Here is a 21879-nt window from a genome sequence, read left to right on the forward strand (position 1 = left end):
TTTACTGCTACGCGTCTTACGACTGGGCGGCAGGTGTCACAGGTGCAGCAGGTGCAGCGGCCGGTGCAGGTGCCGCAGCGGCTACCGGAGCAGCAGCGGGTTTGGCAACTGCAGGCTTGGCTGGCGCCTTGGCGGCTGCTTTAGCAGCTGGCTTGGCAGCAGGTTTTGCCGCTGGTTTGGCTGCTGGCTTAGCGGCAGCTTTGGCAGCAGGTTTAGCCGCTGGTTTGGCTGCAGCCTTGACGGCCGGTTTAGCCGCTGGCTTGGCAGCAGGTTTCGCTGCAGGCTTGGCGGCTGCTTTAGCGGCCGGCTTGGCTGCAGGCTTAGCAGCAGGTTTGGCCGCTACTTTCTTCACCGCAGGCTTTACCGACTTGACCGAAACACCGGTCAGCTGCTCGATCTGCTTGGTCAGGCTTTCAACTTTGGCGTTGAGCGCTTTCACTTCATTACGGCTCGGTACACCGAGACGCGAAATGGCATTGTTCAGACGTTTGTCGAAGGCTTCTTCCAGCTCGCCCCACTTGCCAATAGCCTTGTCTTTGACTTCATCAACTTTCGATTTGGCAGTGTCCACTTTCGAACCCACAGTGGACTTCACTGCGCCAACTTGCTTGTCGACTTCGGTCTTGGCTTGCTTCTCAGCTTTCTCGCCATCCTTGACCAGCGTGTCGAACAGCTTGTTGCCGTCCTTGCTGACCTTGGAGTAGGCACCCAAACCAGCCAGCCAGATTTGACGCGAGTATTTTTCTACTTCGCCGATCCAGGAAGTGGTTTGCTTTTCGGTTTTCTTTTTGACAGCCATCCTGCTCTCCTTACTTGGTACGCGCGACGTGCTCGAGCAACGCGCTCAGCTCATCCAGCTTAGCAGAGAGCGCTTCAACATCCTGCTTGGACGGGATACCGATGCGGTTCAGAGCGCTGGCAACACGGTTGTCGAAGGCTTTCTCGATCTTGTCGAGCTGCACCTCAACCTTGCCTTTCACGCTGCTGACGTTGCTGGTGACAGTGCTCTTAACGCTGTCGATCTGGCTGTTGGCTGCTTCAACTTGTTCGCTGACCAGTTTTTTGCCTTGTTTTTCAACACCTTCGCCGCTTTTCACGAGCTCTTTGAAGTACTCGGAACCTTCCTGACCGGCTTTGGCGTAAGCGCCCAGACCAGCCAGCCAGATTTTGCGGGCATAAACTTTTGCGTCGCTCAGCACGCTGCTGGTTTCTTCAACGACGGCTTTCTTTTTAACGGCAACTTTCGACATGGTGCACCTCACTCTAAGTGTTTCGAGGAAACGCCCACGGAATGCAGGCTTAGGTGCACGGTATCGATGAAAATTAGAAACCGCATACTAAGCGTAAGAAAAACCTGCCTGGAGCAGTTTTTAACGTCGCGCAGCAACGGCCCGAAGAGTGGCTGGCAAAAATGGCCGGCCATAAAATGGCCAAGGTGCCGTCAGGCGACACCTTATGCTTGCAGATTCTTGTCCAGCACCTCCTCGATTTCGCGCTTGATGCTGCCGCTCATTGCCGACAACAACAGCCCCAGACTGAGCTGCACGCGCACGCTGTGTTCATGCACTTCAATACGCCCATCCGCGCCGCTGCGCTTGAACTCCAGCGTGTCGCCACTCCAGCGGTAACGCACGTCGTATTCGCGAGCCAGGCGCTCGGCCAGTTGCTCGGCTTTTTCCCGGGCGACCTCGCGGCCCAGGGAGTGGGGACGTTCTACGGTGATCTTGGCCATGGCATTTCTCCTCGCCAGTTAACTGCGACCTTAAGTCGCTGCGACTATAGCAAGGCTGCAAGGCGCAAGCTGCATGCAACGTCAGGGCTCAGGCCATGGCACAACTTTGTGGTTTGCCGCCGCACGGCCCAAACCCAGCCGGGCTTTTTGGGTTTAGAATGGCCGCCACTTTAGATGCAGCCTCTGTGTTTTGGGAAAGGCCACGATGAACGATCCGCGCAAGAGCAGCGACAGCGAACCCACCACGCACTTTGGTTTCCAGAGCGTGCCGGAAAGCCAGAAGGCGGAGAAAGTCGCCGAAGTCTTTCACTCGGTCGCGGCCAAGTACGACCTGATGAACGACGTACTGTCCGGCGGCATGCACCGCCTGTGGAAGCGGTTCACCATTGAGCTGTCGGGCGTACGCACTGGCAACCGGGTGTTGGATATCGCCGGCGGCACGGGTGACCTGACCCGCAAGTTCTCCAGCCTGGTCGGCCCAACTGGCGAAGTGGTGCTGGCTGACATCAACGAATCGATGCTGCGCGTCGGCCGTGATCGTCTGCTCGACAAGGGTGTGGCCGGCAATGTCAGCTTCGTTCAGGCCGATGCGGAAAAACTGCCGTTCCCTGACAATCATTTCGACGTGGTGACCATCGCCTTCGGCCTGCGCAACGTGACGCATAAAGAAGATGCCATCCGCTCGATGCTGCGCGTACTCAAGCCCGGTGGGCGCCTGTTGATCCTGGAATTCTCCAAGCCATCCAGCCCCCTGCTGTCGAAGTTCTACGACGCCTACTCGTTCAAGTTCATGCCGCTGGCCGGCAAGCTGATCACCAACGACGCCGAAAGCTACCGCTACCTGGCCGAGTCGATCCGCATGCACCCGGATCAGGACACCCTCAAGGCGATGATGGTGGAAGCCGGCTTCGAGCGCGTGACCTTCCACAACATGACCGGCGGTATCGTCGCCCTGCACCGCGGCATCAAGCCCTGATGTTACTCACCGGGCTGCTGGCCGGCGTCGAACTCGGCCTTAACCGCGTATTGGCCATGGACAGCACGGCGCTGCCACGCCTGGCCCGGTTGAGCGGCCGAGTGATTGCCATGGAGTGCGCCGCGCCAAACCTGCAGCTGTTTATTCTGCCCAGTGCCAGTGGCTTGCAACTGGCCGCGCAGTGGGCCGGCGAAGCCGATTGTCACTTGCGTGCCCCCGCCGCCAGCCTGCTACGCCTGGCCACCAGCAAGGACAAAACCAGTGTCCTGCACAGCCCTGATGTCAGTCTGGACGGCGACAGCGCCGCTTTGCTGGAGCTGGCCGGAATCCTTCAGGACCTTGAGCTTGACTGGGAATACGAGCTGTCACGCTGGCTCGGCCCGGTCGGCAGCCAGCTGCTTGGTGGCCATCTGCGCAGCCGGGTGAACTGGAGCAGCCAGGCACTCGACAGCCTGCGCCTGAATCTGGCCGATTACCTCAGCGAAGAATCCCGCAGCCTGGTCGGCCAGCGCGAAGCCGATGCGCGCTTCGCCGAACTGGACCACCTCAAGCTGTCCCTCGACCGACTCGACGCGCGCATCGAGCGCCTCGCCCAACGCCATAAGCCCATCGCATGAAGCTGCTTGCCGCTCGTCGTCTGTTGCGTATCCAGCGCGTAGTCATCCGCTACCAGCTGGACGACCTGTTATTCGCCCTGCCGCTGCCTTTCTGGGCACGCCTGCTGCGCTATGTGCTGCCCTGGCGCTGGCTGCCGCGCCGCGACCTGCTGCTGTCGCGCGGCGCACGTCTGCGTCTGGCTCTGGAAGAGCTGGGGCCGATCTTTATCAAGTTTGGCCAGCTGCTTTCCACCCGCCGCGACCTGCTGCCCAGCGATATCGCCGATGAGCTGGCCAAGCTGCAGGATCAGGTACCGCCCTTCGATCCGGCCAAGGCGCTGGCGCTGATCGAATCCCAGCTGGGTGCCAAGGTCGCTGAAGTGTTTGCCCGCTTTGACACGCAACCGCTGGCCTCGGCCTCGGTCGCCCAGGTGCATGCCGCGCAGCTGAAAAGCGGTGAAGAGGTGGTGGTCAAAGTCATCCGCCCAGGGCTGAAGCCAGTTATCGAACAGGACATCGCCTGGCTGTTCCTGCTGGCCAAACTGGCCGAGCGCGCTTCGGCCGATGCGCGTCGCCTACGCCCGGTGGAAGTGGTCAGCGACTACGAAAAAACTATTTACGACGAACTCGATCTGCTGCGCGAAGCGGCCAATGCCAGCCAGCTGCGGCGCAACTTCGAAGGCTCGCCACTGCTCTATGTGCCGCAGGTGTACTGGGATTATTGCCGGCCGAAAGTGCTGGTGATGGAGCGCATCTATGGCATTCAGGTCACCGACCTGGAAACCCTGGCCGATCAGCGCACCGACATGAAGCTGCTGGCCGAGCGCGGCGTGGAAATCTTCTTCACCCAGGTATTCCGCGACAGCTTCTTCCATGCCGACATGCACCCCGGCAATATCTTCGTCAGCACCCGCACGCCGTGGAACCCGCAGTACATTGCCATCGACTGCGGCATCATCGGCAGCCTCACCGCCGAAGATCAGGACTACCTGGCACGCAACCTGATCGCCTTCTTCAAACGTGATTACCGCCGTGTGGCGCAGTTGCACATCGATTCCGGCTGGGTGCCGGCAGAAACCAAGATCAATGATTTCGAAGCGGCAATCCGCACCGTGTGCGAGCCGATTTTCGAGAAGCCGCTGAAGGACATTTCCTTCGGCCAGGTACTACTACGCCTGTTCCAGACCGCGCGGCGCTTCAATATGGAAGTGCAACCGCAGCTGGTACTGCTGCAGAAAACCCTGCTGAATATCGAAGGCCTGGGCCGCCAGTTGTACCCGGACCTCGATCTGTGGAGCACCGCACAGCCGTTCCTCGAGCGCTGGATGCGTGAGCGCATCAGCCCGCTGCAGCTGCTGCGCAACCTGCAGCTGCAGGCCGAGCAGGTGCCGCACCTGTCGCAAATTGCCCGCGAAACCCTCGAACGCCTCAACCAGCAGCCGGCCAGCCGCCAGGAACAGCCCGTCACGCGTCGCCAATGGCCTGCACGCTTGCTTGGCGCAGCACTGATCGGCGGAGCCGCTACTCAGGGTCTGCTGCTGAGCCTGATCGCCTGGCCCAGCTGGCTGATGCTGGCGGGCGGCCTCTATCTGGTGCTGCGCCGATAGCCACACCGGGTATGCACTGGCACACTAGCTTTCTGAATCAGACAGCCCGAAATGGGCGGAACTTGCAATGACTGACTGGCTCGACGAAATCAACTGGAACAGCGACGGCTTGGTACCAGCCATCGCCCAGGACCACAAAACCGGCCGCGTGCTGATGATGGCCTGGATGAACCGTGAGGCGCTGGCCCTGACGGCTACCGAGCAGCGCGCCATCTACTGGTCACGCTCGCGCGGCAAACTGTGGCGCAAAGGCGAGGAATCCGGGCATGTGCAGAAACTGCACGAGTTGCGCCTGGACTGCGACGCCGACGTGATCATCCTGATGGTCGAACAGCTGGGCGGCATCGCCTGCCACACCGGCCGCGAGAGCTGCTTCTACCGGGTGTTCGAGAACGACACCTGGAAAACCGTCGATGCGGTGCTGAAAGACCCGCACGCCATTTATGCTGCAGGACACAACCATGAGTGACACGGCCATGACTGATACCCTGAGCCGCCTGGCAGAAGTGCTGGAGTCGCGCAAAGGCGCGGCCGCCGACAGTTCCTATGTCGCCAGCCTGTACCACAAGGGCCTGAACAAGATTCTGGAGAAGGTCGGCGAGGAATCGGTGGAAACCATTCTCGCCGCCAAGGATGCCGCCGTCAGCGGCGACTGCAGCGATGTGATCTACGAAACCGCCGACCTGTGGTTCCACAGCCTGGTCATGCTCGCCGCCCTCGGTCAGCACCCGCAGGCGGTACTGGACGAACTGGATCGGCGCTTTGGCCTCTCCGGGCATGCGGAAAAAGCCGCACGCTCGCAAGACTGATTAAACCTTCACTTACGGAGTACGCGTTATGGGATTCGGTGGCATAAGCATCTGGCAACTCCTGATCGTCCTGCTGATCGTGGTCATGCTGTTCGGCACCAAGCGCCTTAAAGGCCTGGGTTCCGATCTGGGTGATGCGATCAAGGGTTTCCGCAAGTCGATGGACAACAGCGATGCCGAAAAGCCCGCCCCCGCCGTGGACGAGCCAAAAGGTCAGACCATCGACGCCCAGGCGCGCAAGGTCGAAGAACCGGCGAAAAAAGACTAAGCCATGTTCGATATCGGCTTTACCGAGCTGCTGCTGGTCGGCATCGTCGCCCTGGTGGTACTGGGGCCTGATCGCCTGCCCGGCGCGGTACGCACAGCCGGTTTGTGGATCGGCCGAATCAAGCGCAGCTTCAGCGCGATCAAGGCTGAGGTCGAGCGTGAGATCGGCGCGGACGAAATCCGTCGCCAGCTGCATAACGAACAGATCCTCGAGCTGGAACGGGAAATGAACGCGATGAAGCAGAGCCTCAGCGCGCCGCTTAGCAGCATCACCGAAACGAGCCCTGCCGCTGCACCCGCCGCAGAGCCAGTAGCCGCTACCGATAACACCCGCCAGGATAAAAGCCCGCAGCCATGAGCCAACGACCGGACAGCGATCAGGAAATGCCCCTGGTCTCTCACCTGACCGAACTGCGCACACGCCTGTTGCGCATTGTGGCGGCGGTGTTCGCGCTGTTTGCCGGATTGTTCTACTTCTCCCAGGACATCTACGCGCTGGTCGCCGCGCCGCTACGCGCCTATCTGCCGGAAGGTGCGACGATGATCGCCACCGGCGTGGCCTCGCCGTTTCTCACGCCGTTCAAGTTGACCCTGATGGTCGCGCTGTTTCTCGCCATCCCGATCATCCTGCATCAGATCTGGGGCTTTATTGCGCCAGGGCTGTACAAGCACGAGAAGCGCATTGCCATTCCGTTGCTGATTTCCAGCATCCTGCTGTTCTATGCAGGCATGGCCTTCGCCTATTTCGTGGTGTTCCCGATCATGTTCGGCTTCTTCGCCAGCGTGACCCCGGAAGGCGTGGCGATGATGACCGACATCGGCCAGTACCTGGATTTCGTGCTGACCCTGTTCTTCGCCTTCGGTGTGGCGTTCGAAATCCCCATCGCGACCTTTTTGCTGATCTGGGTCGGCGTGGTCGATGTCGCCACCCTGCGCAAAAGCCGCCCCTATGTAGTCGTTGGCTGCTTTGTCGTCGGCATGGTACTGACCCCGCCAGATGTGTTCTCGCAAACCCTGTTGGCCGTGCCCATGTGGCTGCTGTTCGAAGCCGGCCTGCTGTGCGGCGGCCTGGTCAAGCGCCGCGCCGATGAGGAGGAGGCTGCGACTGAAGCTGACAGCTCCTCCAACGACCAGCCGCCTGCCGCGCAACCGTGAACCTGCTGATTCTGGAAGACGGCGACTTTATCGCCGCCGACCGCGTGCTGCTCAGCGGCCGCCGCCTCAAGCATCTGCACGAAGTGCACCGCGCCGAAACGGGCGACAGCCTGCGCGTCGGCCGCCTGAATGGACTGATGGGCAGCGGCCAGCTGCTACGCCTGGATGCAGAAGAAGCCGAGCTATCTGTACAGCTCGACCAACCACCGCCAGAGAAACTGCCCCTGACCCTGCTGCTCGCCCTGCCTCGGCCAAAAATGTTGCGCCGCGTGCTGCAAACTGTCAGCAGCATGGGTGTGTCACGGCTGGTGCTGCTGAACAGCTATCGGGTGGAAAAAAGCTTCTGGCAGACGCCTTTCCTCGAACCCGCAGCCATTCGCGAACAGCTGATTCTTGGCCTGGAACAGGCCCGCGATACCGTGCTGCCGGACATCATCATCGAAAAGCGCTTCAAGCCCTTTGTCGAGGACCAGCTGCCAGGCATTGCCGCCGGCACCCTGGGCTTGGTCGGCCACCCTGGCGACTACCCGGCCTGCCCACGGGCCGTCGAACAGCCTGTGACGCTGGCCATCGGCCCGGAAGGCGGCTGGATTCCCTACGAAGTGGAAAAGCTCAACGAAGCCGGCCTGCAACCGGTGCAACTCGGCGCGCGGATTCTGCGGGTGGAAACCGCGGTGACTGCCTTGCTGGCGCGACTGTTCTGAGCAGACATCCCTGCCCCCTAGGGTAGTGGCACCGTATCCATCCACTAGCTAAAGCGTCATCCACCCTACACAACCTGCTTTTCGTGCCAATGCGCCGGTAGCAGCTGGCCCTTGAGCGCAGGCGCTTCCTCCAGCTGTACATCCCTCGGCTGCAGCGGCTCACCACAATCCGAACACACCAGCACGCCATGCATAGGCCTGCCGCACGTACGATGGATATGCCGAATCGGCGCGCCCTCGGTGCCGCTCATATGACGGTCGCCCCAGTTCACCAAGGCCATAATGGCCGAGTACAGATCACGGCCCTTGGCGCTCAGGCAATATTCCTCACGCAGCGGCCGCTGCTGATAAGCCACCTTGTCCAGCACACCCGCTTCAGCCAGTTTTTTCAGGCGATCGGCCAACACATGGCGGGTAATGCCCAGGCGTTTCTCGAACTCGTCAAAGCGACGAATACCGAGAAAACTCTCGCGCAGCACCAGCAGGGTCCAGCGATCACCCACCACCGACAGGGTGCGGGCCAGCGAGCAGGGTTGCTGCTCCAGTTCTTCCCAACGCATAAGCCGATCTCCATCAACAGTGGCTCACCATAGCTTGACAGGTTCCAAAATGGAACCGACTATCGAGGCAGGTTCCAAAACAGAACTGATGGAGAGCAACGATGACAGAACGCAAAGCAATCTTGGTAGTCGGTGCCGGTGACGCCACTGGCGGCGCCATCGCCAAACGCTTCGCTCGCGAGGGCTATGTGGCCTGCGTGGCACGACGCAATGCTGAAAAACTCGAGCCGCTGGTCGCGGAGATTGAATCGGCAGGTGGCAGCGCACGGGCCTTTGGCTGCGATGCTCGAGTCGAGGAACAGGTCATCGACATGTTCAGTACCATCGAGCTCGAGGTCGGGCCACTGCACGCGGTGGTGTTCAATATCGGCGCCAATGTGCAGTTTTCCATCACCGAAACCACCGAGCGGGTCTACCGCAAGGTCTGGGAAATGGCCGCGCTGGCCGGTTTTCTCACCGGCCGTGAAGCGGCCAAAGTGATGCTGCCGCGTGGCCAGGGCACGATCATCTTTACCGGCGCCACCGCTTCCTTGCGCGGCCGGGCCAACTTCTCTGCCTTCGCCAGCGCCAAGTTTGCTCTGCGTGCGTTAGCCCAAAGCATGGCCCGCGAACTCGGCCCTAAGGGCATTCATGTCGCTCACCCGATTATCGACGGGGCCATCGACACCGCGTTTATCCGCGACACCTTTCCGCAGCTGTACCAGCTCAAGGATCAGGACGGCATCCTCAACCCCGACCACATTGCCGAGACCTACTGGCAGATCCACTGCCAGCCTCGCGATTGCTGGGTGCATGAGTTGGATCTGCGACCATGGTCTGAGACGTTCTAACGACTGCGCGCTCGCCCCATAACAAGATCTCCCGAAGGAGCATGCAATGAGCAAAACCCTGGAATTCTTTTTCGATTTCGGCAGCCCGGCCAGCTACCTGGCCTGGACCCAGGTGCCGCGAATCGCCCGCGAAGCCGGCGCGCAACTTATCTGGCGACCGATGTTGCTCGGCGGGGTATTCAAGGCCACCGGCAACCAGTCGCCAGTCATGATCCCGAGCAAGGGCGCCTGGATGCTCAAGGACCTGGCACGCTTTGCCAGCCGTTATGGCGTGCCGATGGCCTTCAACCCGCACTTCCCGATCAACACCCTGACGCTGATGCGTGGCGCGGCCGGCTACCTCGACAACGAGCGCTTCGAACACTTTGTAAGAACTATTTTCGAGGCGCTGTGGGTGCAGCAGAAGAACCTCGGCAAGCCCGAAGTAGTCGCCGAGGTGCTCAGCGCCGCCGGCTTCGATCCCGCCGAGTTCGAGCGCCTGGTCAACGATGAAGCAGTCAAGGAGCGCCTCAAGGCCACCACCGAAGAGGCGGTCAAACGTGGGGTATTTGGCGCACCGACCTTCTTTATCGGCAACGAGATGCACTTCGGTCAGGATCGCCTCGACTTCGTCGCCGAAGCCCTCACGCGCTAGCAGACGTAGGGTGGATGACGCTTTACCCATCCACCCTACAACTGAAACCGTAGCCTGGCCGAGAGGGGGTCAGACTTCCAGCAGAAAGGTCACCGGCCCGTCGTTAACCAGATGCACCTGCATATCGGCACCGAACTGGCCGGTGGCAACCTGTGGGTGTTTGGCGCGGGCCTGCGCCACCAGCAAGTCGAACAATTCAGCTCCAAGTGCCGGCGGCGCGGCGCGGGTGAAGCTGGGGCGCAAACCGCTTTTGGTGTCGGCGGCCAGGGTGAATTGCGAAACCAGCAACAACCCGCCGCCGACATCACTGAGCGACAGGTTCATCTTGCCAGCGGCATCGCTGAACACGCGGTAGTTGAGCAGCTTGTGCAGAATTTTCTCGACGCTGGCCGGGGTGTCCTGCGGCTCGACGCCAACCAGCGCCAGCAGGCCCTGATCAATCGCGCCAACCACTTCACCCGCCACTTCCACTCGGGCTCCACGCACCCGTTGAATCAATGCCTTCATGCTTCGTCCGGCGCCAGGTTGAGCAAGCGCCGCGCCAGTTCGTCCGCGGCACGTACCAGGGCGTCGGTGATCCCGGTTTCGGCGGCCGAATGGCCGGCATCGCGAATGATCTGCAACTCGCTGTTCGGCCAGGCCTGGTGCAGCGCCCAGGCGTTGTCCAGCGGGCAGATCACGTCATAGCGGCCATGCACGATCACCCCGGGCAGATGGGCGATCTTCGGCATATCACGCAGCAGCTGATCGCTTTCGAGGAAGGCATTGTTGACGAAGTAATGGCATTCGATGCGAGCGATCGACAGCGCGCGATGCGCATCACTGAAACGGTCGACCACCTGCGGATTGGGGCGCAGGGTGGCGGTACGGCCCTCCCAGGTCGACCAGGCTTTGGCGGCATGCATCTGGGCTATCTGATCCGGGCCGGTCAGGCGCTTGTAGAAGGCCTGTACCAGATCACCGCGCTCATCCGCCGGGATTGGCGCGAGGTAATCTTCCCAATAATCGGGGAACAGACGGCTGGCACCTTCCTGATAAAACCACTGAATCTCCTGTGGGCGACACAGGAAGATGCCGCGCAGAATAAGCCCATGCACGCGCTGCGGATGAGCCTGGGCGTAAGCCAGCGCCAGGGTCGAGCCCCAGGAGCCGCCGAACAGCACCCACTTGTCGATACCGAGGTGCTCGCGGATCTGTTCCATGTCGGCGATCAGCGCCTGAGTGGTGTTGTGCTCCAGGCTGGCGTGCGGGGTAGAACGGCCGCAACCACGCTGATCGAAGGTGACGATGCGATAGAGGTTGGGATCGAAATAGCGCCGGCTCGCTGCGTCGCAGCCGGCGCCTGGACCACCATGAATAAACACCACAGGCAAACCATCCGGTGAACCGCTTTCGTCGACATACAGCACGTGCGGCGCCTGCACCGCCAGCTCATGACGGGCGTAGGGTTTAATCTCCGGATACAAGGTCTGCATGGCACGCTCCTGACTTGACCTGAATAATGCGCGGCGTAACGTTGACGGCCTTGCGCCGAACAACCACGGACGCACCGCTTTAAGCTCTGCCGGGCATCATAACCATGAAAAAGGAGTTCAGCATGCCAACACGGATATTTGCCTTAGCTTTCCTACTGTTTTGCACCCTACTCGCCGGTTGCGGCGCCAAGGATGATCCGCTGGCTGCGCTGGAAGCAGCCGTGCAACAACTGCAGGACAACCTGGAGGCGAAGAACAACAGCGCGGTACTCGACCAGCTGCACCCGCAGTTCTCGGCCCAGGGCGAATTTGACCGTGAGTGGGCGCAGCGCACCATGTTGCTGCTGTTTATGCGCCACAAGAACGTCGAAGTGCTGGCCCTGAGCACAGCCAGCTACGTCCACGAGACCTATCGCGAGAAAGGCTTCACCGAGGCCCAGGTTGCCCTGGTCGGCGCCGAAAGCCTGGTCCCCGACAGCGCCCGTCACTTTATCGTTGAAATGGAGTGGTGGCTGGAGGGTGATGACTGGAAGCTGGCGCGCCTGAAGTGGCAATAACGGCCCAGCAACTGATTAAAACAGCCAGGGAATAAACATCTTGCTGCGCTGCATATAGTCGCGGTACGCCTCGCCGAACTGCTGTAGACACTCGGCTTCGTCGCGCTTGGCGGTCAGCCAGAGGGCGAGGCTGGCCAGCAGTGCCAGAACCAGGCTCAAGCCATTGGGCTGCTTGCAGGCCACACCCCAGGCCAGCAACAGCAGCGAGGCATACAGCGGGTGACGAATCAGGCGAAAGATGCCACTGGTCACCAGTTGCGAAGTGCGCTCGAAGGCAAACAGCTCGGCATCCGTACGCTGCCCATCGGGGCGCCCCATCCGCCGTAGCTGATAGAGGCCGGCAAATAGCAGCAGCAGGGATGCAAACAGCAGCGCCCAGGACAGACGCTGGTGCAGGGCAAACCGGTCGACAAACCAGACCGGCCCATTGAGCACCAGCAAGGCCAGAATCGCCTCCCAGGCGAAGAATCGGTAGAAGCCGTGGGACTGCGGATTGCGCACTGCCCGCCAGGACAACGCCAGCAGCAGCAACGTCCCCAGCCCGAAAACCACCCCCTGCAACCACTCCATAAGATCCTCTCCAACTCCGCCCGATAGTCCGTCAAAGCCAGGCGCTACGCGACCTGCAGCCCCTCTGTTACACTGCCGGCCTGTTTACCTCGGCCGCCCGCAATGGATCGCACTCAACTGCACAGCCTGCTGCCCCACCAGGGCCCAGCCCTCTGGCTGGATGGTCTGTTGGCGCATGACCGCCTGAGCATCCAAGGCCTGAGTGCCTGGCGCTTTCTCGAGACCTTTGGGGCCAATGCCTCACCTTGCCTGCTGTTCGAGGCGGCGGCCCAGTTGTGCGCCGCGCATGGTGCCTTATACGGCGATGACAGTGCCATTGAAATGGCCCTGGTTGGCAAGCTCTCGCAGTTGCAGCTGCATCATGAACCGACGCAACGTAGCGGCGCGCTGCAGGTCAGCGCCCAGCAAGAGGCGCTAAGCCCGGCGGGGGCGCTGTATGCCTTTAGTATCCACAGCGACCAGCGCCTGCTGCTCGACGGCAAACTACTACTGGTACTGATCCATGCTTGAGCTCCGCCACGTCACCCACAGTTACCCAGGCAGCAACCGCGCCGCGCTGCAGGGTATCGACCTGCAGCTGCAGGCCGGCGAATGCCTCGGCCTGCTCGGCAGCAACGGTGCCGGCAAGACCACCCTGCTCTCGCTGCTTAGCGGCGTGCTGGCGCTGCAACAGGGCGAACTGCGCTGGGATGGCCAACCCAGGCTCGGCCTGGTACCGCAGCAGCTGGCCTTCTACGCCGGACTCAAGGTGGGCGAGAACCTCGACCTGTTTGCCGACCTGTATCGCCTGCGCGGCGCTGAACGGCGCCAGCGCCTGCAGCAATGCATCGATATCTGTGCCCTGCAAGACAAGCTGACGCGGCGCAGCGAGCAACTCTCAGGCGGCGAACAGCGGCGCTTGAATTTCGCCATCGGCCTGCTGCAACCGGCTGAGCTCTATCTGTTCGATGAAGCCACCGTGGGGGTCGATGCGGCGAGTCGTCAGCACTTGCTGACCGCCGTCGAGCAGCTGACCACCGACGGCAAGGCGGTGATCTACACCAGCCACTACCTGGAAGAAGTCGAGCGGGTGGCGCAGCGCATTCTGCTGCTGCACGAAGGCCAGGTACGCCTGGACTTGGACAAACGTCAGCTGCTCGGCGACGACCATGGCCTGCTGCTGGAATGGCCGGACGCTCCCCCTACCGGCCTTAACCAGCTGCTCGCGAACCTGCAACTGACGGCCGAAGCGCTGCCCAAGGGCCTGCGTATCGCAGCCCTGAATGGCCAGCAGCTGCTTGCAATCACCCAATTTATCGCCACCCAGGATGGCCTGCCCAACCTGCTGCGCTTTGGCCGCCCGTCGCTGGAACAGCTCTACCTGCGCTTGAACGGAGGCCGGCTATGAGGCTCTGGGCGGGGCTCTTGGCATTGGTGCTCAAGGAAGTGCGGTTGCTGCTGCGCGACCCCCATGCGCTGGCGGTGCTTTTTATCATGCCGACCCTGTTTCTGCTGCTGATGGCCGGGGCCATGTCCAGCTATATGCAGGACAAGCCGCCAGCACTGCGCCTGATTATCCAAGCGCCGCAGGACGACGCCAGCCAGTTCTTCCACGATGCTCTGCAGGCGCAACTGGCGGACAGCACGCTGCTCGCAGACAGCGACGAACGTCTGGCCCGCGTGCGCCTGCCCGCTGACTTTGCCGAAACGCTGCTGGATAGCCCACACAAGGGGCCGAGCCTGAGCTTCCCGGCGCAGTTTGACAAACTCTCGCGCCAACGCCTGCACAGCGCGGTGAACATCGCCCTGGCGCAGACCCGGCTGCTGGCCTATCTGGAAGACAGCGGCGTGATCGATGCTGAACTAAGCCGTGCTGAGCGCTTGGAATTGGTGCAGCAGCGCACCCAGAGCCAGATCGATGAGCAGGAACAGCTGGCCAGCGGCGACCTTAGCGGCCGCGCCAATGCCACCCAGCTGAGCGTGCCGGCCTGGTTGATCTTCGGCATGTTCTTCGTGGTGCTGCCCATGGCCGGCGGTTTTCAGCGCGAACAGCAGAGCGGCACCTTGCTGCGACTGCGCTGCCTGGGCCTGAACCTCGGCACCCTGGTGTTGAGCAAACTGCTGCCGTACTTCGCTATCAACCTGTTGCAATTCGTGCTGCTACTCGGCATTGGCATCTACGGCCTACCGCTGCTTGGCCTGCCGGCGCTCAGCCTGCCGGGCAGCGCCGCAGCCTATCCGCTGCTGGCTATCAGTGTGGCACTTGCCACCTGCAGCCTGGGCCTGCTGCTCGCCGCGTTGGCGCGCAGCAGCGAACAGGCGCTGCTGCTCGGCGGCGGCATCAATATCCTGCTGGCCGCCATTGGCGGGATCATGGTGCCGAAAAGCGTCATGCCCGCCGCCATGGCCCAGCTGGCCGAAGTTTCCCCGATGAGCTGGGCACTGGATGCCTTTCTCACCCTGCTGGTGGGCCACGGCTCACTGGCCGACATCGCCCCCTACTGCGCGCGCCTGCTGCTGTTTGCAGCCGTGTGCGGCATGGCCGGGCTGCTTCTGTTCACCCGACGAGTACAGCGCACGCAATGGACCACTCACTACTAGAACAACAACTCAAACAACTGCTGATTCGCGAGTGCGACAAGGAAGACGATATCGACTGGCAGAGCATCAGCGACGACGAGCCGCTGTTCGGCGGCAAAAGCCGCATCGCCATGGACAGCCTGGATGCCCTGCAAGTCTCCTTGGCCCTGCAGCAGCACTATGGAGTGCGTATTGAGGGCGCCAAGGATGGACGCCGTATACTCGGCAGCATCGCCAGCATCGCCGCCTATATCAGGCAGCAGCAGTGACCCCGATCTACCTGCAACGCGCCGCCCTGCACTGCGCCCTCGGTGAAGACCTGCACAGCGCCGCCCGCGCCCTGCAAAGCGATCAGCCGCCCCAGGGCGAGCCCTTTGTACTGCATGAAGTGCTTGAGCCGCGCAGGTATCTATACGCGGCTAGAACCAGCGAGAACCTGCACGAGCGACTGGATCGCCTGCTGAGCGAAACCTTCGGTGAACATCCCCAGGCCCTTGATGACTGCCTGTTGATCGTCGCCAGCACTAGCCTGGATATCAGCGAACTGGAAACCCTGACCAGCCAGCAGCAGGGGTTCCGTCCGGAAGACTCGACGCCACTGGATCTACTCGCCAACCAGCTGCGCCAACGCTGGGGCTTTGCCGCCGCGTTTACCTTGAACACCGCCTGCACCAGCGCCGCCAACGGGCTGCTCTACGGCGCCCGTCTGATCAATGCCGGTCAGTATGCCCGCGCCCTGGTGCTGAGTTTCGAGACGCCCAGCGCCATCGCCATGCAGGGTTTCGGCGCACTGATGCTGACCAGTCCCAGCGGCCAATACCGTCCGTTCCACCCTGAGCGTGACGGCCTGCTGCTGGGCGAAGCCTATGCCGCCGTACTGCTCAGCCGCGAGCCGGGTGACGCACCGCTGGCACGCCTGCTCGGCGGCTTTAGCGCCTGCGACACCAGCAGCCTGACCACCACCCGTGAAGATGGCAGCCATATCAACTGGGTGATGCAACAAGCCCTACGCAGCGCCGATTGCACGGCTGCGCAGATCGACCTGGTGAAACTGCACGGCACCGCCACCAGCGCCAACGATGAAGCCGAAGGCAACGGCATGCGCCTGCTCTACGGCGAGCGCATGCCGGCCCTGAGCCTGCTCAAACCCTGGCTCGGGCATACCCTGGGCGCCTGTGGCCTGAGCGAAAGCCTGCTATTGCTCAAGGCCCTGCAACTGGGCCCACTTCCGCCCGTGGATTACGCCGGCGAAGCCCTGCTGCCCTTTAGTGCAGAAGCGCAGAGCCTGACGGCCGACAGCCTGCTGCTGGCCAACTTTTTTGGCTTTGGCGGCAATAACGCCAGCCTGGTTCTGCAAGGCTGCACGGCGGGAGAAACAACATGCCAGTGATCGCCGCCAGCGAGGTCCACGGCCTGGCAGCCACCAGCGATAAAGAGCTGAAAGCGGCCCTGGGCCAGTGGCTGGACAGCCCGCCAAGGCGTATCGACAGGCTGATTCTGCAATGCCTGCTGGCCGCCGCACCGCTGAAGAGCCAGGTACGCAACAACTGCGGCCTGTACCTGGCCTCGGCGCATCCGGCCCGCGCCACCATGGGCGCGCTGCTGGAGGCGGTGTGCGTGCAGCACAAACAGCCCAAGCCCTTCGAGTTCGTGAACAGCGTAAGCAACGCCGCCGGCTTTCATATCGCCCAACAACTGGGTATCGACGGACCGAATCTGTTTATCGGTGCTGGCGAGCAGGCCTGGGCACAATTGCAGGCACTGGCCAATCTGGATTTGCAGGATGGCCTGATTGAGCAGGCACTGTTGCTGGTTTGCGATGAGCGCGGAGATTTCTGTGTGCAGGCGCTGCTGTTGGAGGGCGCGATAACCGGCGCCTACGCCAACAGCTTTAGCGAACTGAGCGCAGGCACCGAGGTACAGCGAATCAAGCTGTAGGGTGGATGACGCCGTTTTCATCCACCGAGGGCGTTGATCGGTGGATCGATAAAGCGCGATCCACCCTACGCCGCTACTTGCGCTTGCTCCAGGCCGCCAGTTCTTTCATCAAGCCGCGCTCTTGCAGAGCGATGTTGCGCAGGCTGTCGGCGATGGGCGCGAAGTTCGGCGTCTCGCCCTTATTGCGGCTGGCGCGCACGCAGGCCGAGGCAAACTGGCGCCAGTTGTCACCGATGGCGGTCAGCTGCGCCGAGGCGTCCTGCAGGTTGTGGTCACCCAGCTTCTCGCCGGCTTCCTGTAAAAAGCTCGCGTACATAAAGCGGAAACCCGCGCCGCCGGTGCCGATCTCTTCCTGCATGCGCACGATATGGGTCAGGTACAGGCGGTTGTACTTGCTCTGCGCCGGATCGAGCTTGTCGATCTGCCCCGCCAGATGCTGAATGCCGCGAATACCGATCCACGGCAGCGGCATGCCATCAAGAATCCGCGTAGTGGACAGCACACTCTGGCGGATCAATTTGCTCCAGTCCTGCTCCAGCGGCACATCGTCGAGCCAGTACATCAACCCCTTGGCGGCCAGTGCGCCCTTGGCAAAACGCGCCTTCTGCAGGTCTTCGGCGGCGCAGCGCACCGGCTCTTCGAACACCGGATCGCTGATCAGGTACTCATTGCCCTCACGGCCATAAGCCAGCAGGTTGTGTGCGTTGAAGTGAAAGCGCATCTCCGGCGGGAAGTACGGCAGCCAGAACACCGAACTCTGCAGCCCAGCCAGGCGACCGCTGTCCAACGCCGCATCCAGCTCACGACGGCCCTGCTCGGGGTCACTGAAGGTGCGGGTATGCAGTTTCGCACCCAGACGTTTGCTCAGGGTTTTGATCAGGTGCTTGGGCGGCATGCGGTAAGCAATCAGCGGCATACCGCTGAGCTTGACGATCGGCAGGTAGGCAAATGCCAGGCCCGAGGCCAGACCGAAGGCCATCGGCTCGCTCATCGGCAAACCGGCATGGGTCAACAGGCTGGCCATCACCCCGCTTTCGCAGTGGGCGCTCTGTTGATGCTGAAAACTGCTCATGCCATGCCCTTCTGATAAGAAATCAATTGCTCAACGGGCAGGCCGAACGCCTCCGCATAACGTGCCAGAATGGCTGCCGACAGCTTGCGGTAAATCGCCGGACGGAAATGCCGACGAATGCGCCACTGCCACAGCCCGGTAATCTGCGCCAGCGCCGGTTCATCCAGGCGGTAGCGATACATCAGGCACTTCAGCGGCGACAGTTCACCGCGCTGCCAGCCGGCCTCGGCCTCGGCTTCCTGCTCCTGCAACTCGGCTACGGCCAGTTGGGTGGCGAAGGCTTCCGGCTCCCAGCCATCGCTCTGCGCGCCCTGATAATGGCCGCTGGCGTCTACCGCGTAGACCAGTTTGCAGTGGCCACCGTAAGTAGAGCTGTGATCCTGGGGAACCTCATCAAGCTTCATGTGTTGTCACCGTCCTGGCCAACCACTGTCAGATGCATAAAGGCGCTGGAGAAGCGCCCACTTTCCGGCACATAGCAGAGCAAACGCTGGCCGCTGCGCAGGCTACCTGAATTGAACAACTCATCAAGCATGATAAAGATCGACGCAGCGCCGGTATTGCCCTTGCTGGTCAGGTTGGTAAACCAGCGTTCCTGCGGAATCGGCAAGCCCGCATTGGCCAGGCCCACGGACAGCCGCTCGCGGAAGAACTCCGAGGAATAGTGCGGGAGGAAATAATCCACCGCCTCGGCATGCAGCTCGCGGCGCGCCATGATCCGCGCCAGGGTCTCTTCGACGGTGTACTTGACGATATTGTCGTTCAGCAGTTTGACGTCCTGCTTGATCGCCATCAGCGAGCGACGGTTGCGCTCAGTGCCCTCATAGCGGCTCCAGCCCTGCAGCTGGCCGTCGACCATTTCCGCGCCGGCGTACATGCACGGCGGCATCTGGTCGGCAAAGGAGAAGATGTCGATCCAGTCGATACGCAGGCTCAGGCCTGTAGGGTTCGGCTGCCCCTGCAGCAGCACGGCACCGGCACCATCGGAGAGCATCCAACGCAGAAAGTCCTTCTCGAAGGCAATTTCCGGGTGGGTTTCCAGCTCCTCAAGACGGCTCTCGTACTCAGCGTTGAAGTTGCTCGCCTGCATCAGGGTCGAAGCCACTTCCGAGCCACAGGCTACGGCGTTGCGGCTTTCGCCACTGGCCACGCTCATCCAGGCATATTTCAGCGCGGTCATGCCGCACAGGCAGATACCCGCGGTGGACACCACTTCGCACGGCGGATTACCCAGCTCGCCCTGCACCATCACCGCATGGCCAGGCATCACCTGATCCGGCGAGGCGCTGCTGGCTACCAGGCAGTCGAGGTCATCCAGCTGGAAATCGCCGCCGAGCAGGCCGCGAATCGCTGCTGCGCTGACCTGGGCATTGCTCATGCTCGGTGCGCCAGTCTGCGGGTCGATGACATAGTGGCGCTGCTGAATGCCATTGCTGCGCAGAATCAGCTTGCGCGCCCGCGACGGCTTGCCGCCAACCAGGCCCAGACGCGCCTCCATCTGCTCATTGTCGACCGGCGCATGGGGCAGGAAGGCGCTAATGCGATTGATAAATACAGGTTGTACCACGGGACTTCCTCAGGTCACTTCACTCGCCAGACGGGCCGGCAAAGTAAGCCTTCTCACGCTGGGTGCGCTCTTTTAGCAGCGGCGCCAACAACTTTTTAAGCAAGGCACTGAGCGGCACTACAGTGACGATCAGGCACAACAGAAACAGGATATACACGACCAGCCCGGCACCACGGCGGCGGCTCTGCTGCGGGCCTAAAGCGGCCAGCAAACGGCTCCAGAGCTGGAAGCTGCGATTACCGACTTTCTCACTGGCGATCAGCTTTTCATCAATCTTCACCGCACCCAGGCCGCTGAGCATCGGCTGCTCAACCGGCAGACTATCGGCCGTCAAACGTTGCGCCATGGCCACGCCAAAACGACTGGCGGCAGCGATCTGCGCCTCATCGATACCCGCACGCGGCACCCAGCTATAGGGCTTCTGCCGCCCGGTAAACAGCCACAAGGGCGTCGCCAGAAAACTCGCCGCCGTGCCGCAGGCGTCCGTCAGGGCGATATTGTCCACCAGCCGCGCGCCCAGCTCAGTGAGCCGTTTCTTGACCTTTTCCTGGGCCATCAGCCACATATTGCGGCAGCCAATCAGCGTCACCACCGGCGTGCCCTTGAGCAGCTGCGCCGCCTCTGGGGAGGCTAGGAAAGCAGTCATTGGCTGCGACGGCGAAAGGAACCACACCTGATAGGCGAGGATCACCAGGTCATAACGTTTACTCGCATCCACCGCCAACGGCAGCAGAGGCTGCGGACGCATCAGCACGGTTTCCGGAAAAATCCGGAAAAAGTCGAGAAACGGCCAGGGAAACGGGTAAGGTTGCGCGGGTTGCAGCTGGAGAAAATCCAGCTGAATATCGCCGCATTGCTGTAAAGGCTCGCATACCGATTGCGCCAACCTGTCTAGCTGGCCAGTTTGCGAAAAATGAACGATCAAGACCTGACGCATCGCCAGCCACTTCCTGCGAAATGCCCGGATTATGCCACAGAGAATTCTTCAAACCGTAAAGAAGGCCGGCTATCAGACTGGCCTCTTGCTGCTACTGGTCGGCTCATCGGCCCAGGCCGGCGACATCCTGGTCACGGTAGAGGGCATACAAGCCACGGGAACCGTACATGCGGCACTGGTGAGCGGCGAGCAGAAACGCTGGCCCGAACAACCGCTGCGTCAGCAACAAAATGACGATGGCCAGCTGCGCCTGGTTGACCTACCGCCTGGGCGCTATGCCATTCAGCTGTACCAGGATCGCAATGGCAACGGCCAGCTCGATCAGGGGCGACGCGGCATCCCGCTGGAGCCGGTGGGCTTCTCGACCAACCCGCCACTGCTCAACGGCAAACCCTCACCGCGTGACAGTCAATTCGAGCACAGTACGGCGGACACTCAACTGCACATCCGCCTACAGAGCCCGAAAGCCAAGAAATAAGCCGCAGCTAGCGCTGCAGAGCCATCTCAGCAGCCGTACGGCGCCAGATCAGCTCACGGGTGTCATAACCACGGCTGCGCGCTTCTTCAAGTAGCGTCGCAAGGTATTTCGCGCTGGCATCCTGATCACGTGTCAGCAACCAGAGGTACTTGCGATTGGGATGCCCAACCAGCGCGGCCTGGTAGCCATCATCCAGATACAGCACCCAGTATTCGCCCTTGGTCAGCCCTGGCAGCAGGCTGCTGGCCCAGTTATCGAAACGCACCCAGAGTTTATTGGTCTTGCCCGGCACCTGCGCCACCGCCTGACCTTGTACTTGCTGCATATCGCCATCGTATGTGCGGCAGCGATTGGTCACGCCGATAGTGCCGTCTTCCTGCAGCTCATAAAGCGCCTCGGACTGCGCGCAATTGCGCTGAAAGAACATCGGCAAACGCGCCTGCTCGTACCAGAGGCCTTGATAACGCGTTAGATCGACCTGTTCGACAGTCCTCGGCGGCACCACACCCGTGCCGGAGTTGGCGCAGCCCACCAGCAGCGCCGCTGCGGCCAACGCCGCCAGCAGGCGCATTACTTCAAACCCTTGCCGGAAAACATCATGACCTTGTCACCGGCGTACTGAACGCTGATAAAGCGCTGTTCATCGCCCCAGGTACAGCTGGACATGCCCAGCGCGCCAGCGCACTCGCCGGGCTTGCCCAGCAGGCTCTCGACCTCATCCTTGCTCATGCCCGCCTTGAGCTGGGTGTAATTGTCCTGACTGATCTTGTTGCAGGCAGCCAGCAGCAGGCAACCGGCGAGTAGTGCGACGACACGCAGAGACATGGGGAAACTCCTGAGGAAAGAACCAAGACCA

At 61.6% G+C, this 21879-nt stretch carries 32 protein-coding genes; 19 read left to right on the forward strand and 13 right to left on the reverse strand.

The genetic code is table 11. The annotated features are described in order from the left end of the window. Positions 1-16: 16 nt before the first annotated feature. From ACIN8IBEIGE_RS11870 to ACIN8IBEIGE_RS11880, 3 genes are all read right to left on the reverse strand, one after another. Positions 17-799, reverse strand: a complete 783-nt coding sequence (locus ACIN8IBEIGE_RS11870; RefSeq protein WP_160014803.1) for a phasin family protein — start codon at positions 797-799, stop codon at positions 17-19. A gap of 10 nt (positions 800-809) precedes the next feature. Then, a complete protein-coding gene (locus tag ACIN8IBEIGE_RS11875; protein ID WP_160014804.1) occupies positions 810-1250 on the reverse strand; it encodes a phasin family protein in 441 nt (146 codons plus the stop codon). Positions 1251-1453: 203 nt separating this feature from the next. Continuing rightward, positions 1454-1732, reverse strand: a complete 279-nt coding sequence (locus tag ACIN8IBEIGE_RS11880; protein ID WP_160014805.1) for a polyhydroxyalkanoic acid system family protein — start codon at positions 1730-1732, stop codon at positions 1454-1456. Between the two features lie 205 nt (positions 1733-1937). Here ACIN8IBEIGE_RS11880 and ubiE point away from each other — a divergent pair, with 205 nt between their 5' ends. The 9 genes from ubiE to ACIN8IBEIGE_RS11925 all read left to right on the forward strand — a co-directional run bounded on the left by ubiE (position 1938) and on the right by ACIN8IBEIGE_RS11925 (position 7846). Beyond that, the gene (gene ubiE, locus ACIN8IBEIGE_RS11885) at positions 1938-2708 is read left to right on the forward strand and encodes a bifunctional demethylmenaquinone methyltransferase/2-methoxy-6-polyprenyl-1,4-benzoquinol methylase UbiE (protein WP_160014806.1); all 771 of its coding nucleotides are present in this window, start codon (positions 1938-1940) and stop codon (positions 2706-2708) included. Further along, positions 2708-3325 (forward strand): SCP2 domain-containing protein, encoded by a 618-nt coding sequence (locus tag ACIN8IBEIGE_RS11890; RefSeq protein ID WP_160014807.1) that lies wholly within the window; start codon positions 2708-2710, stop codon positions 3323-3325. Before ubiE ends, ACIN8IBEIGE_RS11890 begins: the two co-directional genes overlap by 1 nt. Then, positions 3322-4911 (forward strand): ubiquinone biosynthesis regulatory protein kinase UbiB, encoded by a 1590-nt coding sequence (gene ubiB, locus ACIN8IBEIGE_RS11895; RefSeq protein ID WP_160014808.1) that lies wholly within the window; start codon positions 3322-3324, stop codon positions 4909-4911. Before ACIN8IBEIGE_RS11890 ends, ubiB begins: the two co-directional genes overlap by 4 nt. A 67-nt stretch (positions 4912-4978) precedes the next feature. Then, on the forward strand, positions 4979-5380 hold the full coding sequence (hisI, locus tag ACIN8IBEIGE_RS11900; RefSeq protein WP_160014809.1) for a phosphoribosyl-AMP cyclohydrolase: 402 nt from the start codon (positions 4979-4981) through the stop codon (positions 5378-5380). 7 nt (positions 5381-5387) lie between these two features. Continuing rightward, positions 5388-5720: a phosphoribosyl-ATP diphosphatase gene (locus ACIN8IBEIGE_RS11905; RefSeq protein WP_090255176.1), complete on the forward strand. Its 333-nt coding sequence runs from the start codon at positions 5388-5390 to the stop codon at positions 5718-5720. Positions 5721-5748: 28 nt separating this feature from the next. Continuing rightward, positions 5749-5988: a twin-arginine translocase TatA/TatE family subunit gene (gene tatA / locus ACIN8IBEIGE_RS11910; RefSeq protein ID WP_090379405.1), complete on the forward strand. Its 240-nt coding sequence runs from the start codon at positions 5749-5751 to the stop codon at positions 5986-5988. 3 nt (positions 5989-5991) lie between these two features. After that, positions 5992-6345 (forward strand): Sec-independent protein translocase protein TatB, encoded by a 354-nt coding sequence (gene tatB, locus ACIN8IBEIGE_RS11915; RefSeq protein WP_160014810.1) that lies wholly within the window; start codon positions 5992-5994, stop codon positions 6343-6345. Then, entirely contained in the window at positions 6342-7142 is an 801-nt protein-coding gene (gene tatC / locus ACIN8IBEIGE_RS11920; RefSeq protein ID WP_160014811.1) for a twin-arginine translocase subunit TatC, read from the forward strand. The genes tatB and tatC overlap by 4 nt, the downstream gene beginning before the upstream one ends. After that, on the forward strand, positions 7139-7846 hold the full coding sequence (locus ACIN8IBEIGE_RS11925) for a 16S rRNA (uracil(1498)-N(3))-methyltransferase (protein WP_160014812.1): 708 nt from the start codon (positions 7139-7141) through the stop codon (positions 7844-7846). Before tatC ends, ACIN8IBEIGE_RS11925 begins: the two co-directional genes overlap by 4 nt. Positions 7847-7911: 65 nt before the next feature. Here ACIN8IBEIGE_RS11925 and ACIN8IBEIGE_RS11930 read toward each other — a convergent pair whose 3' ends face one another. Then, positions 7912-8406, reverse strand: a complete 495-nt coding sequence (locus tag ACIN8IBEIGE_RS11930; RefSeq protein ID WP_160014813.1) for a helix-turn-helix domain-containing protein — start codon at positions 8404-8406, stop codon at positions 7912-7914. A 101-nt stretch (positions 8407-8507) separates the two neighbouring features. On the opposite strand from ACIN8IBEIGE_RS11930, the gene ACIN8IBEIGE_RS11935 reads away from it, so the two are divergent. Next, positions 8508-9236: an SDR family oxidoreductase gene (locus ACIN8IBEIGE_RS11935; protein ID WP_160014814.1), complete on the forward strand. Its 729-nt coding sequence runs from the start codon at positions 8508-8510 to the stop codon at positions 9234-9236. A gap of 46 nt (positions 9237-9282) precedes the next feature. Beyond that, positions 9283-9870, forward strand: a complete 588-nt coding sequence (locus ACIN8IBEIGE_RS11940; protein WP_160014815.1) for a 2-hydroxychromene-2-carboxylate isomerase — start codon at positions 9283-9285, stop codon at positions 9868-9870. A 69-nt stretch (positions 9871-9939) separates the two neighbouring features. Here ACIN8IBEIGE_RS11940 and dtd read toward each other — a convergent pair whose 3' ends face one another. Then, a complete protein-coding gene (gene dtd, locus ACIN8IBEIGE_RS11945) occupies positions 9940-10377 on the reverse strand; it encodes a D-aminoacyl-tRNA deacylase (protein ID WP_160014816.1) in 438 nt (145 codons plus the stop codon). Then, positions 10374-11345: a prolyl aminopeptidase gene (gene pip / locus ACIN8IBEIGE_RS11950; RefSeq protein ID WP_160014817.1), complete on the reverse strand. Its 972-nt coding sequence runs from the start codon at positions 11343-11345 to the stop codon at positions 10374-10376. Before pip ends, dtd begins: the two co-directional genes overlap by 4 nt. Before the next feature lie 122 nt (positions 11346-11467). On the opposite strand from pip, the gene ACIN8IBEIGE_RS11955 reads away from it, so the two are divergent. Beyond that, the gene (locus ACIN8IBEIGE_RS11955) at positions 11468-11902 is read left to right on the forward strand and encodes a hypothetical protein (RefSeq protein WP_160014818.1); all 435 of its coding nucleotides are present in this window, start codon (positions 11468-11470) and stop codon (positions 11900-11902) included. Positions 11903-11917: 15 nt separating this feature from the next. On the opposite strand, the gene ACIN8IBEIGE_RS11960 is transcribed toward ACIN8IBEIGE_RS11955, so the two are convergent. Further along, positions 11918-12472, reverse strand: a complete 555-nt coding sequence (locus tag ACIN8IBEIGE_RS11960; protein WP_160014819.1) for an isoprenylcysteine carboxylmethyltransferase family protein — start codon at positions 12470-12472, stop codon at positions 11918-11920. 102 nt (positions 12473-12574) lie between these two features. Here ACIN8IBEIGE_RS11960 and ACIN8IBEIGE_RS11965 point away from each other — a divergent pair, with 102 nt between their 5' ends. From ACIN8IBEIGE_RS11965 to ACIN8IBEIGE_RS11990, 6 genes are read left to right on the forward strand one after another with little or no spacing between them, the layout of a single operon-like run. Continuing rightward, positions 12575-12982 carry a beta-hydroxyacyl-ACP dehydratase gene (locus ACIN8IBEIGE_RS11965; RefSeq protein ID WP_160014820.1) on the forward strand — a complete coding sequence of 136 codons (408 nt, stop codon included), beginning with the start codon at positions 12575-12577 and terminating at the stop codon, positions 12980-12982. After that, a complete protein-coding gene (locus tag ACIN8IBEIGE_RS11970; protein ID WP_160014821.1) occupies positions 12975-13859 on the forward strand; it encodes an ABC transporter ATP-binding protein in 885 nt (294 codons plus the stop codon). Before ACIN8IBEIGE_RS11965 ends, ACIN8IBEIGE_RS11970 begins: the two co-directional genes overlap by 8 nt. After that, positions 13856-15052, forward strand: coding sequence for an ABC transporter permease (locus tag ACIN8IBEIGE_RS11975; protein ID WP_160014822.1), 1197 nt, complete (start codon positions 13856-13858; stop codon positions 15050-15052). The genes ACIN8IBEIGE_RS11970 and ACIN8IBEIGE_RS11975 overlap by 4 nt, the downstream gene beginning before the upstream one ends. Then, positions 15034-15300, forward strand: coding sequence for an acyl carrier protein (locus ACIN8IBEIGE_RS11980; RefSeq protein WP_160014823.1), 267 nt, complete (start codon positions 15034-15036; stop codon positions 15298-15300). Before ACIN8IBEIGE_RS11975 ends, ACIN8IBEIGE_RS11980 begins: the two co-directional genes overlap by 19 nt. Beyond that, positions 15297-16421 carry a beta-ketoacyl synthase N-terminal-like domain-containing protein gene (locus ACIN8IBEIGE_RS11985; protein WP_160014824.1) on the forward strand — a complete coding sequence of 375 codons (1125 nt, stop codon included), beginning with the start codon at positions 15297-15299 and terminating at the stop codon, positions 16419-16421. Before ACIN8IBEIGE_RS11980 ends, ACIN8IBEIGE_RS11985 begins: the two co-directional genes overlap by 4 nt. Continuing rightward, positions 16412-16969 (forward strand): hypothetical protein, encoded by a 558-nt coding sequence (locus tag ACIN8IBEIGE_RS11990; protein ID WP_160014825.1) that lies wholly within the window; start codon positions 16412-16414, stop codon positions 16967-16969. The genes ACIN8IBEIGE_RS11985 and ACIN8IBEIGE_RS11990 overlap by 10 nt, the downstream gene beginning before the upstream one ends. A 73-nt stretch (positions 16970-17042) precedes the next feature. Here ACIN8IBEIGE_RS11990 and ACIN8IBEIGE_RS11995 read toward each other — a convergent pair whose 3' ends face one another. From ACIN8IBEIGE_RS11995 to ACIN8IBEIGE_RS12010, 4 genes are read right to left on the reverse strand one after another with little or no spacing between them, the layout of a single operon-like run. Then, positions 17043-18041 (reverse strand): BtrH N-terminal domain-containing protein, encoded by a 999-nt coding sequence (locus ACIN8IBEIGE_RS11995; RefSeq protein WP_160014826.1) that lies wholly within the window; start codon positions 18039-18041, stop codon positions 17043-17045. After that, positions 18038-18445 carry a hypothetical protein gene (locus ACIN8IBEIGE_RS12000; RefSeq protein ID WP_160014827.1) on the reverse strand — a complete coding sequence of 136 codons (408 nt, stop codon included), beginning with the start codon at positions 18443-18445 and terminating at the stop codon, positions 18038-18040. Before ACIN8IBEIGE_RS12000 ends, ACIN8IBEIGE_RS11995 begins: the two co-directional genes overlap by 4 nt. Then, positions 18442-19608 (reverse strand): beta-ketoacyl-ACP synthase III, encoded by a 1167-nt coding sequence (locus ACIN8IBEIGE_RS12005; protein ID WP_160014828.1) that lies wholly within the window; start codon positions 19606-19608, stop codon positions 18442-18444. Before ACIN8IBEIGE_RS12005 ends, ACIN8IBEIGE_RS12000 begins: the two co-directional genes overlap by 4 nt. A 19-nt stretch (positions 19609-19627) precedes the next feature. After that, complete coding sequence (locus ACIN8IBEIGE_RS12010) at positions 19628-20545, reverse strand: dialkylrecorsinol condensing enzyme (protein ID WP_160014829.1); 918 nt, start codon at positions 20543-20545, stop codon at positions 19628-19630. Positions 20546-20576: 31 nt separating this feature from the next. Here ACIN8IBEIGE_RS12010 and ACIN8IBEIGE_RS12015 point away from each other — a divergent pair, with 31 nt between their 5' ends. After that, complete coding sequence (locus ACIN8IBEIGE_RS12015) at positions 20577-21023, forward strand: DUF2141 domain-containing protein (RefSeq protein WP_160014830.1); 447 nt, start codon at positions 20577-20579, stop codon at positions 21021-21023. Positions 21024-21030: 7 nt separating this feature from the next. Here ACIN8IBEIGE_RS12015 and ACIN8IBEIGE_RS12020 read toward each other — a convergent pair whose 3' ends face one another. Both ACIN8IBEIGE_RS12020 and bamE read right to left on the reverse strand, forming a co-directional pair. Next, positions 21031-21594: a lipocalin family protein gene (locus tag ACIN8IBEIGE_RS12020; protein ID WP_160014831.1), complete on the reverse strand. Its 564-nt coding sequence runs from the start codon at positions 21592-21594 to the stop codon at positions 21031-21033. Then, complete coding sequence (gene bamE / locus ACIN8IBEIGE_RS12025; RefSeq protein ID WP_090379433.1) at positions 21594-21848, reverse strand: outer membrane protein assembly factor BamE; 255 nt, start codon at positions 21846-21848, stop codon at positions 21594-21596. Before bamE ends, ACIN8IBEIGE_RS12020 begins: the two co-directional genes overlap by 1 nt. Between the last annotated feature and the right edge of the window lie 31 nt (positions 21849-21879).

Source organism: Pseudomonas sp. 8BK, from assembly GCF_902506475.1.
Taxonomy (GTDB): Bacteria; Pseudomonadota; Gammaproteobacteria; order Pseudomonadales; family Pseudomonadaceae; genus Aquipseudomonas; species Aquipseudomonas anguilliseptica.

Coding starts and splice junctions, on each gene's coding strand:
- ACIN8IBEIGE_RS11870 (WP_160014803.1), bottom strand. CDS start 799: ATGGCTGTCAAAAAGAAAACCGAAAAGCAAACCACTTCCTGGATCGGC.
- ACIN8IBEIGE_RS11875 (WP_160014804.1), bottom strand. CDS start 1,250: ATGTCGAAAGTTGCCGTTAAAAAGAAAGCCGTCGTTGAAGAAACCAGC.
- ACIN8IBEIGE_RS11880 (WP_160014805.1), bottom strand. CDS start 1,732: ATGGCCAAGATCACCGTAGAACGTCCCCACTCCCTGGGCCGCGAGGTC.
- ubiE (WP_160014806.1), top strand. CDS start 1,938: ATGAACGATCCGCGCAAGAGCAGCGACAGCGAACCCACCACGCACTTT.
- ACIN8IBEIGE_RS11890 (WP_160014807.1), top strand. CDS start 2,708: ATGTTACTCACCGGGCTGCTGGCCGGCGTCGAACTCGGCCTTAACCGC.
- ubiB (WP_160014808.1), top strand. CDS start 3,322: ATGAAGCTGCTTGCCGCTCGTCGTCTGTTGCGTATCCAGCGCGTAGTC.
- hisI (WP_160014809.1), top strand. CDS start 4,979: ATGACTGACTGGCTCGACGAAATCAACTGGAACAGCGACGGCTTGGTA.
- ACIN8IBEIGE_RS11905 (WP_090255176.1), top strand. CDS start 5,388: ATGACTGATACCCTGAGCCGCCTGGCAGAAGTGCTGGAGTCGCGCAAA.
- tatA (WP_090379405.1), top strand. CDS start 5,749: ATGGGATTCGGTGGCATAAGCATCTGGCAACTCCTGATCGTCCTGCTG.
- tatB (WP_160014810.1), top strand. CDS start 5,992: ATGTTCGATATCGGCTTTACCGAGCTGCTGCTGGTCGGCATCGTCGCC.
- tatC (WP_160014811.1), top strand. CDS start 6,342: ATGAGCCAACGACCGGACAGCGATCAGGAAATGCCCCTGGTCTCTCAC.
- ACIN8IBEIGE_RS11930 (WP_160014813.1), bottom strand. CDS start 8,406: ATGCGTTGGGAAGAACTGGAGCAGCAACCCTGCTCGCTGGCCCGCACC.
- ACIN8IBEIGE_RS11935 (WP_160014814.1), top strand. CDS start 8,508: ATGACAGAACGCAAAGCAATCTTGGTAGTCGGTGCCGGTGACGCCACT.
- ACIN8IBEIGE_RS11940 (WP_160014815.1), top strand. CDS start 9,283: ATGAGCAAAACCCTGGAATTCTTTTTCGATTTCGGCAGCCCGGCCAGC.
- dtd (WP_160014816.1), bottom strand. CDS start 10,377: ATGAAGGCATTGATTCAACGGGTGCGTGGAGCCCGAGTGGAAGTGGCG.
- pip (WP_160014817.1), bottom strand. CDS start 11,345: ATGCAGACCTTGTATCCGGAGATTAAACCCTACGCCCGTCATGAGCTG.
- ACIN8IBEIGE_RS11955 (WP_160014818.1), top strand. CDS start 11,468: ATGCCAACACGGATATTTGCCTTAGCTTTCCTACTGTTTTGCACCCTA.
- ACIN8IBEIGE_RS11960 (WP_160014819.1), bottom strand. CDS start 12,472: ATGGAGTGGTTGCAGGGGGTGGTTTTCGGGCTGGGGACGTTGCTGCTG.
- ACIN8IBEIGE_RS11965 (WP_160014820.1), top strand. CDS start 12,575: ATGGATCGCACTCAACTGCACAGCCTGCTGCCCCACCAGGGCCCAGCC.
- ACIN8IBEIGE_RS11970 (WP_160014821.1), top strand. CDS start 12,975: ATGCTTGAGCTCCGCCACGTCACCCACAGTTACCCAGGCAGCAACCGC.
- ACIN8IBEIGE_RS11975 (WP_160014822.1), top strand. CDS start 13,856: ATGAGGCTCTGGGCGGGGCTCTTGGCATTGGTGCTCAAGGAAGTGCGG.
- ACIN8IBEIGE_RS11980 (WP_160014823.1), top strand. CDS start 15,034: ATGGACCACTCACTACTAGAACAACAACTCAAACAACTGCTGATTCGC.
- ACIN8IBEIGE_RS11990 (WP_160014825.1), top strand. CDS start 16,412: ATGCCAGTGATCGCCGCCAGCGAGGTCCACGGCCTGGCAGCCACCAGC.
- ACIN8IBEIGE_RS11995 (WP_160014826.1), bottom strand. CDS start 18,041: ATGAGCAGTTTTCAGCATCAACAGAGCGCCCACTGCGAAAGCGGGGTG.
- ACIN8IBEIGE_RS12000 (WP_160014827.1), bottom strand. CDS start 18,445: ATGAAGCTTGATGAGGTTCCCCAGGATCACAGCTCTACTTACGGTGGC.
- ACIN8IBEIGE_RS12010 (WP_160014829.1), bottom strand. CDS start 20,545: ATGCGTCAGGTCTTGATCGTTCATTTTTCGCAAACTGGCCAGCTAGAC.
- ACIN8IBEIGE_RS12015 (WP_160014830.1), top strand. CDS start 20,577: ATGCCACAGAGAATTCTTCAAACCGTAAAGAAGGCCGGCTATCAGACT.
- ACIN8IBEIGE_RS12020 (WP_160014831.1), bottom strand. CDS start 21,594: ATGCGCCTGCTGGCGGCGTTGGCCGCAGCGGCGCTGCTGGTGGGCTGC.
- bamE (WP_090379433.1), bottom strand. CDS start 21,848: ATGTCTCTGCGTGTCGTCGCACTACTCGCCGGTTGCCTGCTGCTGGCT.